Source organism: Acidovorax sp. 93 (assembly GCF_003633835.1).
GTDB lineage: Bacteria > Pseudomonadota > Gammaproteobacteria > Burkholderiales > Burkholderiaceae_C > Acidovorax > Acidovorax facilis.
Genome location: NZ_RBIT01000001.1, coordinates 598,016 through 613,376, shown reverse-complemented (window position 1 = coordinate 613,376; position 15,361 = coordinate 598,016). Strand labels below are relative to the sequence as shown.

Here is a 15,361-nt window from a genome sequence, read left to right as displayed (position 1 = left end):
CCGCTCCCCGAGACACTCTCCAAGGATTTCCGCGTGAAAGCTGCTACCACCCGCCTGAGCCTACTGGCCCTTGCCATGGCCCTGTCTGCCTGTGCCGCCCTGGAGGGCGACAAGATCGACTACAAGAGCGCGACCAAAGGCTCGACCCTGGAAGTCCCGCCAGACCTGACCCAGCTGTCGCGTGATTCACGCTACAACGTCCCAGGCGGCGCCGTCTCGGCCGCCGCCATGCAGGCCGGCCAGGCTGCTCAGCCATCGGGCACCGCCAACGCCGCAGCCCTGCAACTGGGCGACGTGCGCATCGAGCGCGACGGCAACCAGCGCTGGCTGGTGGTCAACCGCCCGGCCGACAAGCTCTGGGAACCCGTGCGCGATTTCTGGCAGGAAAGCGGCTTCAACCTGGCGCAGGCAGACGCCAACGTGGGCATCATGGAAACCGACTGGGCCGAAAACCGCGCCAAGCTGCCGCAGGATTTCATCCGCTCGACCCTGGGCAAGCTGCTCGACTCGCTGTACTCCACCGGTGAACGCGACAAGTTCCGAACGCGCCTGGAGCGCAACGCCAATGGCGGCACCGAGATCTACATCACCCACCGCGGCATGATTGAGGTCTACGGCAACGTTTCCAAAGACAGCACCGTGTGGCAACCCCGCCCCTCCGACCCGGAACTCGAAACCGAATTCCTGCGCCGCCTGATGGTCAAGCTGGGCGTGAGCCAAGAGCAGTCCAAGGCAGTGGCTGCGGCCCCTGCCCCACGCGCTCAGTCGGCCCGCATGGCCACGGTGGACAACAAACCCGTGGTCCAGCTTGACGAGGGTTTTGACCGCGCCTGGCGCCGCATCGGCCTGGCCCTGGACCGCACCGGCTTCACGGTGGAAGACCGCAATCGCAATGAAGGCACCTACTTTGTGCGCTATGTGGCTCCCAATGCCGAGAAGAAGGAGCCAGGGTTCTTCGGCAAACTCTTCAGCTCGTCCAACGCCACACCTCCACTCAAGTACCGCATTCTGGTGCGCAGCCAAGGGGAGTCCACCACGGTATCGGTGCTCAACGAAGCCGGCGTCCCCGAATCGTCCGCCAATGCCGAGCGCATCGTCCGCGTGATTGCCGACGATCTGAAGTAAGCGACGAACCGCGCACCTCTTCGCTCCCCCTGCCTGGGCCCGGGGCCCAGGCTACAGAGGTGCCGCGCGGCAAGCGCCTTCAACCACGACATGCTGCGTTTCAAGAACCTGGGTAGCGGCAGCACGGGCAATGCCACGGTGGTGGAAGGCAGCAGCGGCGCACAGGTACGCCGCCTGCTGATCGATTGCGGATTCGGCATCCGGCAACTGCAGACCCGCCTGGCGCAAGCGCAGTTGCAGATCGAAGACCTGGATGCCGTCTTCATCACCCACGAACACTCGGACCACATCGGCTGTGCACTGGCCGTGGCCGTGCGCTACCGCATCCCGGTATGGATGAGCCAGGGCACCTACGCCGCCCTAGGAGCCCCCGACTTTGATGGCATGCTGCGCATCGCACACGACATGGAGGCTCTGGACCTCGGCACCTTCAGCGCCCTGCCCTTCACGGTGCCCCATGATGCGCGCGAGCCGCTGCAGCTGCGCTGCTCGGACGGCGCATCCCACCTGGGCGTGCTCACCGACCTGGGCCACGCCAGCGACCATGTTCTGCAGCAACTACAAGGCTGCCATGCGTTGATGATTGAAGCCAACCACGACCTCGCAATGCTCGAAGCATCCCGGTATCCGACCTTCTTGAAACGCCGCGTCGGGGGACCGTATGGGCACTTGGCCAATTTTGCGGCAGCCGACATCCTGCGTGCCGTGCGGCACCCTGGCCTGCAGCGTGTGGTGGCCGCCCACCTGAGCGCACAGAACAATGCACCCGACCTCGTTCAACAGGCGCTAGCCCTTGCACTGGAGTGGTCCGCCGAGGAAATCACCGTCGCCAGCCCAACGGTGGGAACGCCCTGGCTTGCAGTTGCAGGATGAAGTGACTCCGGTCACGCCGCAAACGACCAACTCCGGGGAAGGAAAACGCCCCCAAAAAGAAAAAGCCCCGACCTTGCGGTGCGGGGCTCTCGGTCGATAGCAGGTTTTGCAACCTGCTGCGGCCTGCAGCGAATTACTTGGCTGCGGAAGCGCCAGTAGCAGCGGTGGCAGCAGCGTCAGCGGCAGCCTTGGCAGCATCGGCAGCAGGAGCCGAGGCAGCGTCGGAAGCGGCAGGAGCGGCTTCAGAAGCGGCAGGAGCTGGTGCGGGTGCTGGAGCTGGGGCTGGGGCTTCCACGGCAGCTGGTGCTGGAGCAGGAGCGGGCTCTTCCTTCTTGCCACAAGCGGCGAGTGCAGCAGCGGCGATCAGGGCGGCCAGAACGAGAGAGTTCTTCATTTCGATTTTCCTAGTTGGACAGACAGAATCTTGAAAAGCCACGGCGTCAGGCTTTTTGGAAGCCCCGGTACGCTTTGGCACAATGCGCTTGGCTTGCACCTATTCGGCGCAGCCGCTGATTATATTGGTATTTAGTCAATACAGACTAACACTGACGAAACCTTTACGCCCAATTGACAAGGCGCAAAGCGCGCATTTGGCTCATAACCCCAGCGTCGATGCGGGGAAACCGGGCGTGCTTTTGCTGCGAACCCACTCATTGAGCGTCTCGCGCAGCAGCACACGGCGATCTGGTTCAAAGCCTGCAACCCCCACGCACCGCTCCGGGTCCAGCCGTTGCATCACCCAGTGCGGGGACCACAATGCACTGGGAATATCCAGTGGATCAGCCGCCGGGCTGCGACGGCAATTGATGATGTGGTCCCAGGTGCCCCGCCAACGCACAAAACGCGCGTGCCGACGGATCACATCATCGTAGCTGCACGCCAGCATGGTGAAACGCCGACTTCCATGGGCCCAATCCTGCAAGGCCTCCACCACACTGCGTTCGCCCAGGGGCCAGTCATGGAAATTCGCATCGCTGATCACAATTTCCTTCCAGCCATCCCGGGCGGCTGTGGCAATCGCGTCGCGCACCATTTGCTGAAACACTTCACGGCTGCTGAAACGACCCACCGGGAGATCGGGCCGCGAATCGGCGGAACTGGCAGAAGTCTCGGTCATGGCGGTGTCTCCTGGCGTGCTTCGATCTATCCAGCCCAGACGTGGGCCCAGCCCGCATCACACCAGGACGACAGCAGTTCCAGCGCGTCGTCACTGGCGCGCGCAAGCTCGCGGGCGGTCAACTGACGTTCATCAGCCAGGCGGCGCATTAGCGTTGCATCGCGGCCTGCTGCGCGGTAGCTCTCGCCATTGATGAACACATGGTGCGTGTCGTACATCATGCGGCTGCGGCGGTCCAGGCGCACCCCTTCCAGCATCACGCCTGTATCGCCGGGTTCGAACCACACATTCGGCTTGGGCTCAGTCAGATACTCCCCCAGTGCGCGCTCCAAAACAAGGGGCTGCGCCAGTGCGCGGCTCAAGGCATCCCGCGCGAAGTCCTGCAAACCCGCCGGAATGGCCGCGGGTTGAGACACAGCTTCCTGCTGGGCATCGCGGTACAGCAGGGGCTTGTCTTGATCCGCAGCATCCTCGGCCAGGCGCACCAACAATTCCTGGCCCAGTTCGGCGCGCGACGGCACCTTAAAGCCGATCGAATAAGTCATGCATTCGCCCTCGGCGATGCCATCGTGGGCATAACGCGGCGGCAGGTACAGCATGTCGCCCGGCTCCAGCAGGTATTCCTCTTCAGGCTCGAACTGCGCCAGCACTTTGAGGGGAATACCCTCGCGAAGCGCGAGATCCTTCTGGCGGCCAATGCGCCAACGACGCGTTCCGTGGGCCTGCAACAGAAAGACGTCGTAACTGTCGAAATGCGGGCCCACGCCACCGCCGTCGGACGCATAACTGATCATGAGGTCATCAAGCCGCGCCTCCGGCACAAACCGGAACTGCTGCATCAGCGCATGCACGGCGTCGTTGTGCAGGTCCACGCCCTGCACCAGCAAAGTCCAATCGGGCTGCTGGAGCGCAGGCAGGGCACGCCTTTGAAAGGGTCCATGGCGCAGCTTCCACGCCCCTTTGGCCAGTTGCACGAGGCGGGACTCCACGCCCTCCTGGGAGGCCAGCGCGAACAGCTCCGACCGCAACACAGGGGGAGCAAACTGGGGAATGGCCTGGCGCACCAGCAAGGGCTTCTTCTGCCAATGGCGGCGCATGAACTGCGCGGGGGTCAGGCCACCGAGCAGGGTAAGGGGTTGCTGGATATCCATGGGAACTGGTCTGCCCCTTTGCGGAGCCGTTGGTCAAACTGCGACAATTCTCCTATGGAAATTACCCAACAATGTGTGGTCGCACTGACCTGGACACTGAAAGACACCCTTGGCGAAGAACTGGATGTGCTCGACGATCCCGTAGAGTTTCTGGTGGGCGGCGACGACCTTCTACCCCGCATCGAAGAAGCTCTGCAAGGCCACGGCCCCGGTGCCACGCTGGCGTTGCATCTGGAGCCCGAAGATGCGTTTGGTGACTTCAACGACCAACTGCTGTTCCTGGAGCCACGCGGTCTTTTTCCAGCAGAGATCGAAGAGGGAATGACGTTTGACGGCGCCGCGCTGCCCGAGGGCTGCAATCCCGACGCCCCCCGCACGGGGCTCTACACAGTCACGGAGATCTATCCGGAGCATGTGGTCCTGGACGGCAATCACCCGCTGGCGGGAATTGCGCTGCGCTTGCAGCTGACCGTACAGGCCGTGCGGGAAGCCACCGAAGAGGAAATTGGCCGGGGCAGCGCCGGCACAGGCTTTTTTCGGGTACAGCCGCAGGCGCCTGGCAATAACCTGCTCCACTGAGCTGGGCGAAAGGAAGGCCCTGAACGATTTTCAGAGCCTAGCCAAGCCCGAATGGTCGATTAAAGGCGTGAAATCTGGCCGTTGTACAGGCGTACACGGTCGCCAATGCGCAAATCGCCGGGGCTGCTTACGTCGTAGACGCGGTAGCCGCCGTGATCGAGTTGCACCGACAGGCGGTAGCCCTGTACTTCCTGGCTGTTGTTGCGGCCTTCAATGGCATTGCCTGCTACTGCGCCTCCAACAATGCCCACGCCGGTTGCGGCGGCACGACCGGAGCCCTTGCCAATCTGGTTGCCCAGAACACCACCGACGACAGCGCCGATCACAGCACCAGCCCCGGAGGTCTGGCCTTGCGACCGCCCCTGCAGCACTTCGATATTGGAAACCCGACCGTACTCCGTGCCGGCCGGATTGTTCGGGTAGGCCGGCGCCGTTTGGTAGCCGCCCGAGTAGCCCCCCGAATATTGTGGCGCAGGGGCCGATCGGTTGTGGCCGCAGGCGGCCAACGAGCCCACAAGGACCACGGCGCCAACGATGGCGAAAGAACGGGTAATTTGCAGCATTTTCGTACTCCTAAAGTCAGGGGGTGCACACGGCTTGCAGGGAATCCGGCCTTGGTGCGCATACCTAGATTGGAACAACGCCCCAGCCCCCTGTCCCGTAGACGCAGGGGCTGCGCCTGCGTCAGTAACAAACCCATCCAAAGGTAAGCGGCGTCTTACAACCCCAACCTGCCACGACCCCATTGAGCCCGGTGCTCAGGCCTTCCCGGTTGACCCGTAGCCACCCTCGCCCCGCTCCGTCGCTGCAAACTCAGTCACCACATTGAACTGCGCCTGCACCACCGGAACGATCACCAGCTGTGCGAGCCGCTCCATGGGCTCCAGCGTGAATGCGGTGCTGCTGCGGTTCCAGGCGCTCACCATGAGCTGCCCCTGGTAGTCGCTGTCAATCAGGCCCACGAGATTGCCCAGCACGATGCCATGCTTGTGGCCCAGACCCGAGCGCGGCAGGATCAGCGCGGCGTACCCGGGGTCTTTGAGGTAGACGGCAATGCCCGTGGGCACCAGTTGCCAGGCATTCGGCTGCAGGGTGAGCGGAGCATCCAGGCAAGCGCGCAGGTCCAGGCCAGCACTGCCGGGGGTGGCATAGGTGGGCAATTGGTCCGCCATGCGCGGATCCAGAATCTTCACATCAATCTTCACGGCTATTTCTTCTTTCCAGTTGTGCGCTGCTGGGCCACTTGCCGCAGCCGCTCCTGCAAGGGCTCCACGCCAGACGCGGCCCCGAAGGCTGCGGATGATAGGGCCTTGGGAGCCACGTCGATCAAACGCCCCAACCCCCACCAGGTGGCCGCCATGACCGCGAGCCCCGGCAAAGACCCTTGACTGAACATGAACAGCGCCACCCCGTGCAAGGCAATCAACACCAGCAGCACGGCGCGCACCGCACGCACAACGCCCAGCAAAGGCTTCAGAACCAGAGCGAGATCCGGCGGACCATACTGGGGCGCCGGGCGCACCCCACCCGCCCCAGCGGGCTTCTGGGCGGTGGTGGAGCCAGGGGCTGGAGCCTGTACACCTCTGGCAGGTGCAGGCGCGGTCAGCCGTTCCACGTAGCGTGCAAAGTCGCCATCGGGCGGCGTATCCCATTCAGGCTTGGTCGCACCAGTCTTCATACGGCCTCCCGGCAAAGACCTCTAGGAACCCACGGGGGACAACCGCGCCGCAATCTCCCCGATCAGCTGCTGGGCCAGCACCCGTTTGGAAGCCCGGGGCAGCTCGCGGTGCCCCTGGGAGTCCACCAACAGCAGGGCATTGTCATCCTGCCCAAAGGTGGCAGGGCCAATGTTGCCCACCAGCAGCGGCACCCCTTTGCGCGCACGCTTGGCCGTGGCGTGGGCCAGCAGATCATGGCTTTCAGCAGCAAAACCGACGCAAAAGAGATCACCCTCCAGGGCATGCGATGACTTCGCCACCATGGCCAGGATGTCGGGGTTTTCCACGAAACCCAGGGTCGGTGTCTGGCCCGAGCCGTCTTTCTTGATTTTCTGGGAGGACTGGCTGGCGGGCCGCCAGTCCGCCACGGCAGCGGTGGCAACGAACACCGACGCCGCCTGCACATGGCGCTGTACAACCGCCAGCATCTCCTGGGCCGACTGCACATTCACACGCTGCACCCCACGTGGCGTGGGCACATGCACAGGCCCAGCGACCAAAGTGACTTCGGCACCGGCCTCGCGGGCCGCACGGGCAATGGCAAAACCCATCTTTCCGCTCGAGAGGTTGGTGATGCCACGCACGGGATCGATCGCCTCGAAAGTGGGCCCCGCCGTCACCAGCACCTTGCGCCCCGCCAGGACCTTGGGCGCGAAGAAGGCAATCAACTCTTCCAGCAGCTCCACAGGCTCCAGCATGCGGCCATCGCCATTCTCGCCACAAGCCTGGTCTCCATTGCCCACACCCAGCACCACCGCGCCATCCTGCGCCACCTGGGCCAGGTTGCGCTGCGTGGCCGGGTGCGCCCACATTTCGCGGTTCATCGCAGGGGCCAGCAACAGGGGCACGCGCTGAGCGGGACGCGCCAGGCACAGCAGGCTGAGCAACTCGTCCGCCCTGCCCTGCACCAGGCGCGCAATGAAGTCCGCACTGCAAGGCGCGATCAGGATCGCATCCGCGTCGCGGCTCAGGTTGATGTGGGGCATGTTGTTGGGCTCGCGCGCATCCCATTGCGAGCCGTACACCGTGCGGCCAGACAGCGCCTGCATGGTGACCGGGGTGATGAACTGCTCTGCCGCCTCGGTCATCACCACCTGCACGGTGGCGCCCTCCTTGATGAGCTGGCGGCACAGATCGGCCGCCTTGTAGCAAGCCACGCCCCCACTCAGACCCAGAACAATGTGTTTGCCAGCAAGCTCATTCATAGCGCGAATTTAGCAGACGGGGGTGACCCTGCCCGGCGGGGTGTCGCCGGGGTGCCATCTATAATCCGAATTTCCCACCACCAGGAGACCTCTCGTGAGAGGCCCCCTTCAGACATGACCAAATTTGTCTTCGTCACCGGCGGTGTGGTGTCTTCCCTCGGTAAGGGAATCGCCTCAGCCTCCCTTGCCGCGATCCTCGAATCGCGGGGACTCAAAGTCACCCTCATCAAGCTTGACCCCTACATCAACGTAGACCCGGGCACCATGTCGCCGTTCCAGCACGGCGAGGTTTTCGTGACCGACGACGGCGCAGAAACCGACCTGGATCTGGGCCACTACGAGCGTTTCATCGAAACGCGCATGAAGAAAACCAACAACTTCACCACGGGCAAGATTTACCAGTCCGTGCTGGAGAAGGAACGTCGCGGCGACTACCTGGGCAAAACCGTGCAGGTCATTCCCCACGTCACCAACGAAATCCAGGAATTCATCAAGCGCGGCGCCGGCATCGGCACGCCGGATGCCGTGGATGTGGCCATTGTCGAAATCGGCGGCACCGTGGGTGACATCGAATCGCTGCCGTTCCTGGAAGCCGTGCGCCAGATGAGCCTGCGCATGGGCCCGAACAACGCAGCCTTCGTGCACCTGACCTACCTGCCCTGGATCGCTGCAGCGGGGGAGCTGAAAACCAAGCCCACCCAGCACACCGTGCAAAAGCTGCGCGAAATCGGCATCCAGGCCGACGCGCTGCTGTGCCGCGCCGACCGCCGCATCCCTGAAGAAGAGCGCGCCAAGATCTCGCTGTTCACCAACGTGCCCGAGTGGGGCGTGATCAGCATGTGGGACGTGGACACCATTTACAAGGTGCCCCGGATGTTGCACGAACAGGGCCTCGATGGCCTGATCTGCGACAAGCTGCGTCTGAACACCCCACCCACCAGCCTCAAGCGCTGGGACGACCTGGTGTACGAAACCGAACACCCCCAGGGCGAAGTCACCATCGCCATGGTCGGCAAGTATGTGGACCTGTCGGACAGCTACAAGTCCGTCAACGAGGCCCTGCGCCACGCGGGCATGCGCAACCATGTGCGCGTGAAGATCGACCATGTCGATTCCGAGACCATCGACAGCGCCGACGCGGCCGCCAAGCTGGCCAAGTACGACGCCATCCTGGTGCCCGGCGGCTTCGGCCAGCGTGGCGTGGAAGGAAAGATCGCCACGGCGCAGTTTGCCCGCGAACGCAAGGTGCCCTACCTGGGCATCTGCCTGGGCATGCAGGTGGCCACCATCGAATACGCCCGCCATGTGGCAGGCCTGGCCAACGCCAACAGCACCGAGTTCGACCCCACCACGCCCCACCCCGTGATCGCACTGATCACCGAGTGGAAGGATGCAGACGGCACCATCAAGAAGCGCGATGAAAACTCGGACCTGGGCGGCACCATGCGCCTGGGCGCGCAGAGCTCGGACGTGTCCAAGGACACGCTGGCCCACAGCATCTACGGCGACGTGGTGACCGAGCGCCACCGCCACCGCTACGAAGCCAACGTGAACTACCTGGACCAGCTGCGCAAGGCGGGCCTGGTGATCTCGGCGCTGACCCAGCGTGAAGAACTCACCGAAATCGTGGAGCTGCCGCAAACCGTGCACCCCTGGTTCATCGGCGTGCAGTTCCACCCCGAGTTCAAGTCCACGCCCTGGAACGGCCACCCGCTGTTCAACGCCTTTATCAAGGCCGCAGTGGAACACCAGCAAGCCGCAAAAAAAGCATAAGGGGACTCAAGCATGCAGCTGTGCGGATTCAACGTTGGCCTGGACCAGCGCTTTTTCCTGATCGCGGGCACTTGCTCCATTGAAGGCCTGGAAATGTCGCTCGATGTCGCAGGCCAGCTCAAGGAAGCCTGCGCGCCGCTGGACATTCCGCTGATCTACAAGGGCTCGTTTGACAAGGCCAACCGCTCCTCCGGCACCAGCAAGCGCGGCGTCGGCATCGACGCTGGCCTCAAGATCCTCGATGAAGTGCGCCGCCAGCTGCAGTTGCCCATCCTGACCGACGTGCACGACACCTCGCACGTGGCCGAGGTGGCCAGCGTGGTGGACGTGCTGCAAACGCCTGCGTTCCTATGCCGCCAGACGGATTTCATCCGCGCGGTGGCGCAAAGCGGCAAGCCGGTGAACATCAAGAAGGGCCAGTTCCTGGCGCCCTGGGACATGAAGAACGTCATCGACAAGGCCCGGGCTGCAGCGGCAGAAGTTGGCCTGTCGGAAGACCGCTTCCTGGCCTGCGAGCGCGGTGTGAGCTTTGGCTACAACAACCTCGTGGCCGACATGACCAGCCTGGCCGAGATGCGCAACTCCGGTGCGCCCGTGGTGTTTGACGTCACCCACTCGGTGCAAAAACCCGGCGGCCTGGGTGCCGTGAGTGGTGGCGCGCGCGACATGGTGCCCGTGCTGGCCCGCGCCGGTGTAGCCGTGGGCGTGGCGGGCCTGTTCATGGAAACCCACCCCCGCCCTGCTGAGGCTTGGTCGGACGGCCCCAACGCCGTGCCGCTCAAGCACATGAAGGCGCTGCTCGAAACCCTGGTGGCACTGGACGACATCACGAAGAAAAGCGGATTTCTCGAAAACAACTTCAACTAACAGGACGACCCCATGCCAGCTGCCTACATCATCGTGGACATGAAAGTGTCCAACCCCGAACAGTACAAAGACTACATGGCGGCCGCGCCCGCAGCCGTGAAGGCCCACGGTGGCGAATACCTGGTGCGCGGCGGAAAGTTCGAGACCCTGGAAGGCAACTGGACGCCCGCGCGCGTGGCGATGCTGCGCTTTCCCAGTTTCGATGCCGCCAAGGCTTTCTACGACGCCGAGCTGTACCGTGCCGCGCGCAGCAAGCGCGCCGGTGCGACCGAGTTTTTCAATATGGTGCTGGTCGAAGGCGTTGACGCCCCGGTCTGACCTCTATCTATCCAAAGGAAAAAAATGAGCGCAATCGTTGACATCGTAGGTCGCGAAATTCTGGACAGCCGCGGCAACCCCACCGTCGAATGCGACGTGTTGCTCGAATCGGGCGTGATGGGCCGGGCCGCCGTGCCGTCGGGCGCCTCCACCGGCAGCCGCGAAGCCATTGAAATGCGCGACGGCGACAAGGGCCGCTACCTGGGCAAGGGTGTGCTCAAGGCCGTGGAATACATCAACACCGAGATCAGCGAAGCCGTGCTGGGCCTGGATGCCTCCGAGCAGGCCTTCCTGGACAAGACCCTGATCGACCTCGACGGCACCGAGAACAAGAGCCGCCTGGGCGCCAACGCCATGCTGGCCGTGTCGATGGCCGTGGCCCGCGCCGCCGCCGAAGAGTCCGGCCTGCCCCTGTACCGCTACCTGGGCGGCATGGGCAGCGTGCAACTGCCCGTGCCCATGATGAACGTGATCAACGGCGGCGCGCACGCCAACAACAGCCTGGACCTGCAAGAGTTCATGATCATCCCCGTGGGCGCTCCCACGTTCCGCGAAGCCGTGCGCTGGGGCGCCGAAGTGTTCCACGCGCTCAAGAAGATTCTGCACGACAAGGGCATCAGCACTGCCGTGGGCGACGAAGGCGGCTTTGCCCCCAGCGTTGAAAACCACGAAGCCGCCATCCGCCTGATCCTGCAAGCCATTGAAGCTGCGGGCTACACGGCGGGCGAGCAGATCGCCCTGGGCCTGGACTGCGCCGCGAGCGAGTTCTACAAGGACGGCCACTACGTGTTGGAAGGCGAAGGCGGCCTCAAGCTCACCGCCCAGCAATGGACGGACATGCTGGCGGCCTGGGTGGACAAGTACCCGATCATCAGCATCGAAGACGGCATGCACGAAGGCGACTGGGACGGCTGGAAGCATCTGACCGAACGCCTGGGCGACAAGGTGCAACTGGTGGGTGACGACCTGTTCGTGACCAACACCAAGATCCTGAAGGAAGGCATCGACAAGCGCATTGCCAACTCGATCCTGATCAAGATCAACCAGATCGGTACGCTGACCGAGACCTTCGCTGCGATCGAGATGGCCAAGCGCGCCGGCTACACCGCCGTGATCTCGCACCGCTCGGGCGAGACCGAGGACAGCACCATTGCCGACATCGCCGTGGGCACCAACGCCGGCCAGATCAAGACCGGCTCGCTGAGCCGCTCGGACCGTATCGCCAAATACAACCAGCTGCTGCGCATTGAGGAAGACCTGGGTGAAATCGCTCAGTACCCCGGCCGCGCTGCGTTCTATAACCTGCGCTGATCCCCATCCAGCCCGAGCGAGCCATGGGCTCCCGCCTTGTGCCTGTGATCCTGCTGGCTCTGCTGGCAGCGCTGCACGCCCAGCTCTGGCTCGGGCGGGGCAGCGTGCCGCGCGTCAACGAGATGCAGCGGCAAATCGATGTGCAAAAGGCTGCCAATGACCAGGCCAAGCTGGCCAACGAGCGCTTGTCGTCCGAGGTGCATGACCTCAAGGAAGGGCTTGACATGGTGGAAGAAAAGGCGCGCAGCGAACTGGGCATGGTCAAGCCCAACGAGGTCTACGTGCAGTTCACGCCACGCTGAGTCCTTGTGCTCGCCCCTCCGGGGGTCAGTGCCCCGGCCCCCAAAAACTGCCCTTCGGATGTCTTGATGGTGGATTGGGGACGACGCCCCACCTTCTGCCCCCTGCCACCGTGCCCCTCCCGCCCACAATTGTTCTCCTCGGCGCGCCCGGCACCGGGGCCCAGGCGCTGCGCGATGCGCTCCACGCGCAACTTGCCCCCGGCTCCGCGCAAATTCTCTGCAACCCTGGCCTGCCCTCTGAGGGGGTCGTGGATGCCAGCCTGATTCTGCTCATGGGGCTGGATCTGCCCTGCCCCACCAGCGAGCGGGCCGCACAGGAAGCCGCCGATGCACGTTTGCGTGCGGATCTGACCCAGGTGGGTATGGGCTATCGCGTTGTGTATGGCCACGGTGAGCAGCGCATAGCGAATGCGCTGAATGCTATAAAAAACATAGCTTCTAGCACATACCCATCAAGCGCCAGAGGCAATTTCGATTCAGATTCTGGCTCCAGTACCCGCACAGCGGCCCGCCTGCGCGCCTGGAACTGCGAAAAATGCAGTGATCCCGAATGCGAACACCGACTCTTCACTGCACTGATGGGGCGGGACACAGGCTCCACCTAAAACCCGCGACCCGAGGCATATCCCCAAAAAACGTGGAGGGGATGGAGGTAGAGGGATGAGATCAGGCCTGCTGCACCAGACCGCGCTTGAGCTCCTTGAGCAGCAGCACCACTTGGCTGGAGCCATAGCGGTAGCCGCCATGGAGCACCTGCACGGCCTTGTCCCACTCGCCCTGCTGGGCCAGCTCCACCAGCATCGCGGCCTGTTCGTGGAAATACTGGTGGCGTGCCATCAGCACCGCATACGCAGGCTGGTCGCCCAGCAATTCACCGCCCACCCCATGCAGCCAGCGCCCGAGGGCACCCCGGTCACTGCGGCGCACCTCCGCAGGGTCCAGACCCTCGGTGGTACGGCCTTCCAGGTAGTCCATGAGATGGGTTTTCCAGCGCTCGTGGGCATTGATGGCGGCGTCGATGTCGAGGGCCGCCAGCACGGTGTCCGCGCGCAGCGAATCCTGCGTGCCGGAAGCCCGGCTGCTGTCGCACAGCTCCAGGGAAGGCACAGCCTCTTGCCCCCGGGCACCCCCAAACACACGGCGTAGTAACCCCATAGCTCCTCTTGCACTTGCAGCACCACACCAAGAAAGCGGTGCGGCTGCGGGCCTGCCCCTGGGGTGGCCTTGCAGAGAACCTGCCGTGTGGAAGGCGACATCTTAGGGGCGCACAGCGTGATAAAGCGCGTGCGATTGTCAACGATGGTCATCCGCCCGGCACGTCGGCTGGCCCGTGGAGCGCAGGCAGCCGTGGCTGCGACGGGCGCCGGAAGACCTACCAGATGCCCTACTGGATGCCGGTGGGTCCGGGCGGCTGGCTGACGGTGGGTGGCACAAAAATCTGCGCGGCATCGACCGCGTCAAAGCGGTACTGCTGCCCGCAGAACTCGCAGCCCACCTCGATGTCTTCGCGTTCGGAGAGGATGCTCTCGGCTTCTTCGACGCCCAGGTTGCGCAGCATGTTGCTCACACGTTCACGGCTGCAGGTGCAGGCAAACCGCGGGCCGCTGGCGCCCTGCTGGGGCTCGAAGCGCAGCAGCTTTTCCTCCCAGAACAGGCGGCGCAGGATGGTGTCCACGTCCAGGTTCAGCAGCTCTTCGCGCGTGAGGCTGGCAGCCAGGTGGGCGATCCGGTTGTAGTCTTCGTTGTGGCCGATCTGGTCTTCGTTCTCGCGGTGCGTGAGGCCTGCGGCCAAATTGCCCTCGCCCTTGATCGGCATGCGCTGGATCAACAGGCCCGCAGCCACCTGGTCATTGGCGCCCAGCACCAGGATGGTGTCCAGCTGCTCGGACTGCAGCATGTAGTGCTGCAACACGTCGGACAGCCGCTCCAGCTTCTCGTGGCGGTCGCCATACAGCGGCACCACGCCCTGGTAGGGCTGCTGGCCCGGGTGGCGGTCCTTGGGGTCGAGCGTGATCGCGCAGCGGCCGCCACCGCCCACATTCACCATCTGGCTCAGGGCTGCGCCCTCTGGCACCTCGCTGTTCACGGTCGCCGTGGCTCGCAGGCTCAGGTCCGACTGCACTTCGGCCACGGCGAGCTTTACGGGGCCATCGCCAAACACCTGCAACACCAGTGCTCCGTTGAACTTGATGTTGGACTGCATGAGCACACCGGCGGCGGCCATCTCGCCCAGCAGCTCGCTCACGCGCGCAGGGTAGGCACCCGTGCTGGTGTTGCTGGCGCGGCGGCGCAGGATTTCGGTCCAGGCATCGGTCAGGCGCACGATCATGCCGCGCACGGGCAGGCCGTCGAAAAGAAACTTGTGGAGTTCAGACACGCAGGGGTTCCAGGAGAAAAGTGGACGGCAGCAACGAAAAATGGTTGCCGCCGCTCAGGCGAGCTTGTGCAGGCCGCTGTGATAGCGGCGCGCGTTGTCGATATAGTGCTGGGCGCTCTGGCGCAGGCCTTCAATCTGCTCGGGGGTCAGTTCGCGCACTGCCTTGGCAGGGCTGCCGATGATCATGGAGCCATCCGGGAACTCCTTGCCCTCGGTCACCAGCGCGCCCGCGCCCACCAGGCAGTGCTTGCCGATCTTGGCGCCGTTGAGCACCACGGCGCCAATGCCGATGAGTGATTCGTCGCCGATGGTGCAGCCGTGCAGCATGACCTGGTGGCCCACCGTCACACGCTCACCCACCACCAGGGGCTTGCCGATGTCTGCATGCAAGACACTGGCATCCTGGATGTTGGAGCCAGCGCCAATGGTGATCGTCTCGGTATCGCCGCGGATCACCGTGCCGAACCAGACGCTGGCGTCTTCGCCCAGCACCACATTGCCCATCACTTGGGCACTGTCCGCCACCCAGGCCGATGCCGCCAACTGGGGCACCATGCCATCGAGTTCGTAAATCGCCATGCACCACTCCAAAAAAGAGGAAAGGCCAGCGTTTGCACAGGCCCAGGGAAGTCGCCAGACGTTACA

At 63.8% G+C, this 15,361-nt stretch carries 19 protein-coding genes; 9 read left to right on the top strand and 10 right to left on the bottom strand.

Annotated features, from left to right (window positions below; genetic code table 11):
* The first annotated feature begins 33 nt into the window (after positions 1-33).
* Entirely contained in the window at positions 34-1,125 is a 1,092-nt protein-coding gene (gene bamC, locus C8C93_RS02815; protein WP_082437569.1) for an outer membrane protein assembly factor BamC, read from the top strand.
* Between the two features lie 90 nt (positions 1,126-1,215).
* Complete coding sequence (locus C8C93_RS02810) at positions 1,216-1,998, top strand: MBL fold metallo-hydrolase (RefSeq protein ID WP_121505838.1); 783 nt, start codon at positions 1,216-1,218, stop codon at positions 1,996-1,998.
* Positions 1,999-2,131: 133 nt separating this feature from the next.
* Here C8C93_RS02810 and C8C93_RS02805 read toward each other — a convergent pair whose 3' ends face one another.
* From C8C93_RS02805 to C8C93_RS02795, 3 genes are all read right to left on the bottom strand, one after another.
* Complete coding sequence (locus C8C93_RS02805) at positions 2,132-2,392, bottom strand: hypothetical protein (protein ID WP_121505837.1); 261 nt, start codon at positions 2,390-2,392, stop codon at positions 2,132-2,134.
* A 201-nt stretch (positions 2,393-2,593) separates the two neighbouring features.
* Positions 2,594-3,115, bottom strand: a complete 522-nt coding sequence (locus C8C93_RS02800) for a hypothetical protein (RefSeq protein WP_121420674.1) — start codon at positions 3,113-3,115, stop codon at positions 2,594-2,596.
* Between the two features lie 26 nt (positions 3,116-3,141).
* On the bottom strand, positions 3,142-4,266 hold the full coding sequence (locus C8C93_RS02795; protein ID WP_121505836.1) for a JmjC domain-containing protein: 1,125 nt from the start codon (positions 4,264-4,266) through the stop codon (positions 3,142-3,144).
* 54 nt (positions 4,267-4,320) lie between these two features.
* Here C8C93_RS02795 and C8C93_RS02790 point away from each other — a divergent pair, with 54 nt between their 5' ends.
* Entirely contained in the window at positions 4,321-4,845 is a 525-nt protein-coding gene (locus C8C93_RS02790; protein WP_121505835.1) for a peptidylprolyl isomerase, read from the top strand.
* Between the two features lie 59 nt (positions 4,846-4,904).
* Here C8C93_RS02790 and C8C93_RS02785 read toward each other — a convergent pair whose 3' ends face one another.
* The 4 genes from C8C93_RS02785 to coaBC form a co-directional block, all read right to left on the bottom strand.
* A complete protein-coding gene (locus tag C8C93_RS02785) occupies positions 4,905-5,408 on the bottom strand; it encodes a glycine zipper 2TM domain-containing protein (RefSeq protein ID WP_121505834.1) in 504 nt (167 codons plus the stop codon).
* A 195-nt stretch (positions 5,409-5,603) separates the two neighbouring features.
* A complete protein-coding gene (gene dut, locus C8C93_RS02780; RefSeq protein WP_121505833.1) occupies positions 5,604-6,050 on the bottom strand; it encodes a dUTP diphosphatase in 447 nt (148 codons plus the stop codon).
* Between the two features lie 2 nt (positions 6,051-6,052).
* Positions 6,053-6,523, bottom strand: coding sequence for a hypothetical protein (locus C8C93_RS25330; RefSeq protein ID WP_233559227.1), 471 nt, complete (start codon positions 6,521-6,523; stop codon positions 6,053-6,055).
* Positions 6,524-6,544: 21 nt separating this feature from the next.
* Entirely contained in the window at positions 6,545-7,768 is a 1,224-nt protein-coding gene (gene coaBC / locus C8C93_RS02770) for a bifunctional phosphopantothenoylcysteine decarboxylase/phosphopantothenate--cysteine ligase CoaBC (RefSeq protein WP_121505832.1), read from the bottom strand.
* Positions 7,769-7,882: 114 nt separating this feature from the next.
* On the opposite strand from coaBC, the gene C8C93_RS02765 reads away from it, so the two are divergent.
* The 6 genes from C8C93_RS02765 to C8C93_RS24900 all read left to right on the top strand — a co-directional run bounded on the left by C8C93_RS02765 (position 7,883) and on the right by C8C93_RS24900 (position 12,944).
* Entirely contained in the window at positions 7,883-9,541 is a 1,659-nt protein-coding gene (locus tag C8C93_RS02765) for a CTP synthase (RefSeq protein WP_108496941.1), read from the top strand.
* Between the two features lie 12 nt (positions 9,542-9,553).
* Complete coding sequence (gene kdsA / locus C8C93_RS02760) at positions 9,554-10,408, top strand: 3-deoxy-8-phosphooctulonate synthase (RefSeq protein WP_121505831.1); 855 nt, start codon at positions 9,554-9,556, stop codon at positions 10,406-10,408.
* Between the two features lie 12 nt (positions 10,409-10,420).
* Entirely contained in the window at positions 10,421-10,726 is a 306-nt protein-coding gene (locus C8C93_RS02755; protein WP_121420681.1) for a DUF1330 domain-containing protein, read from the top strand.
* A 24-nt stretch (positions 10,727-10,750) separates the two neighbouring features.
* Positions 10,751-12,037: a phosphopyruvate hydratase gene (gene eno, locus C8C93_RS02750; RefSeq protein WP_055400881.1), complete on the top strand. Its 1,287-nt coding sequence runs from the start codon at positions 10,751-10,753 to the stop codon at positions 12,035-12,037.
* Between the two features lie 23 nt (positions 12,038-12,060).
* Complete coding sequence (locus tag C8C93_RS02745) at positions 12,061-12,339, top strand: septum formation initiator family protein (RefSeq protein ID WP_121420682.1); 279 nt, start codon at positions 12,061-12,063, stop codon at positions 12,337-12,339.
* A 110-nt stretch (positions 12,340-12,449) separates the two neighbouring features.
* Entirely contained in the window at positions 12,450-12,944 is a 495-nt protein-coding gene (locus tag C8C93_RS24900; RefSeq protein ID WP_147433719.1) for a hypothetical protein, read from the top strand.
* Positions 12,945-13,005: 61 nt separating this feature from the next.
* On the opposite strand, the gene C8C93_RS02735 is transcribed toward C8C93_RS24900, so the two are convergent.
* From C8C93_RS02735 to C8C93_RS02725, 3 genes are all read right to left on the bottom strand, one after another.
* Positions 13,006-13,494, bottom strand: coding sequence for a CZB domain-containing protein (locus C8C93_RS02735; RefSeq protein WP_121420683.1), 489 nt, complete (start codon positions 13,492-13,494; stop codon positions 13,006-13,008).
* A 229-nt stretch (positions 13,495-13,723) separates the two neighbouring features.
* Positions 13,724-14,716: an Hsp33 family molecular chaperone HslO gene (locus C8C93_RS02730; protein ID WP_121505829.1), complete on the bottom strand. Its 993-nt coding sequence runs from the start codon at positions 14,714-14,716 to the stop codon at positions 13,724-13,726.
* 54 nt (positions 14,717-14,770) lie between these two features.
* The gene (locus tag C8C93_RS02725) at positions 14,771-15,295 is read right to left on the bottom strand and encodes a gamma carbonic anhydrase family protein (protein ID WP_055398609.1); all 525 of its coding nucleotides are present in this window, start codon (positions 15,293-15,295) and stop codon (positions 14,771-14,773) included.
* Positions 15,296-15,361 lie beyond the last annotated feature (66 nt).

Bases quoted from the DNA above. Each gene is read 5' to 3' on its own strand.
- C8C93_RS02810 (WP_121505838.1), top strand. From the start codon at position 1,216: ATGCTGCGTTTCAAGAACCTGGGTAGCGGCAGCACGGGCAATGCCACG.
- C8C93_RS02735 (WP_121420683.1), bottom strand. From the start codon at position 13,494: ATGGGGTTACTACGCCGTGTGTTTGGGGGTGCCCGGGGGCAAGAGGCT.
- coaBC (WP_121505832.1), bottom strand. From the start codon at position 7,768: ATGAATGAGCTTGCTGGCAAACACATTGTTCTGGGTCTGAGTGGGGGC.
- C8C93_RS02755 (WP_121420681.1), top strand. From the start codon at position 10,421: ATGCCAGCTGCCTACATCATCGTGGACATGAAAGTGTCCAACCCCGAA.
- C8C93_RS02725 (WP_055398609.1), bottom strand. From the start codon at position 15,295: ATGGCGATTTACGAACTCGATGGCATGGTGCCCCAGTTGGCGGCATCG.
- C8C93_RS02745 (WP_121420682.1), top strand. From the start codon at position 12,061: ATGGGCTCCCGCCTTGTGCCTGTGATCCTGCTGGCTCTGCTGGCAGCG.
- C8C93_RS02795 (WP_121505836.1), bottom strand. From the start codon at position 4,266: ATGGATATCCAGCAACCCCTTACCCTGCTCGGTGGCCTGACCCCCGCG.
- C8C93_RS02805 (WP_121505837.1), bottom strand. From the start codon at position 2,392: ATGAAGAACTCTCTCGTTCTGGCCGCCCTGATCGCCGCTGCTGCACTC.
- C8C93_RS02800 (WP_121420674.1), bottom strand. From the start codon at position 3,115: ATGACCGAGACTTCTGCCAGTTCCGCCGATTCGCGGCCCGATCTCCCG.
- C8C93_RS02790 (WP_121505835.1), top strand. From the start codon at position 4,321: ATGGAAATTACCCAACAATGTGTGGTCGCACTGACCTGGACACTGAAA.
- C8C93_RS02785 (WP_121505834.1), bottom strand. From the start codon at position 5,408: ATGCTGCAAATTACCCGTTCTTTCGCCATCGTTGGCGCCGTGGTCCTT.
- C8C93_RS25330 (WP_233559227.1), bottom strand. From the start codon at position 6,523: ATGAAGACTGGTGCGACCAAGCCTGAATGGGATACGCCGCCCGATGGC.
- eno (WP_055400881.1), top strand. From the start codon at position 10,751: ATGAGCGCAATCGTTGACATCGTAGGTCGCGAAATTCTGGACAGCCGC.
- kdsA (WP_121505831.1), top strand. From the start codon at position 9,554: ATGCAGCTGTGCGGATTCAACGTTGGCCTGGACCAGCGCTTTTTCCTG.
- C8C93_RS02765 (WP_108496941.1), top strand. From the start codon at position 7,883: ATGACCAAATTTGTCTTCGTCACCGGCGGTGTGGTGTCTTCCCTCGGT.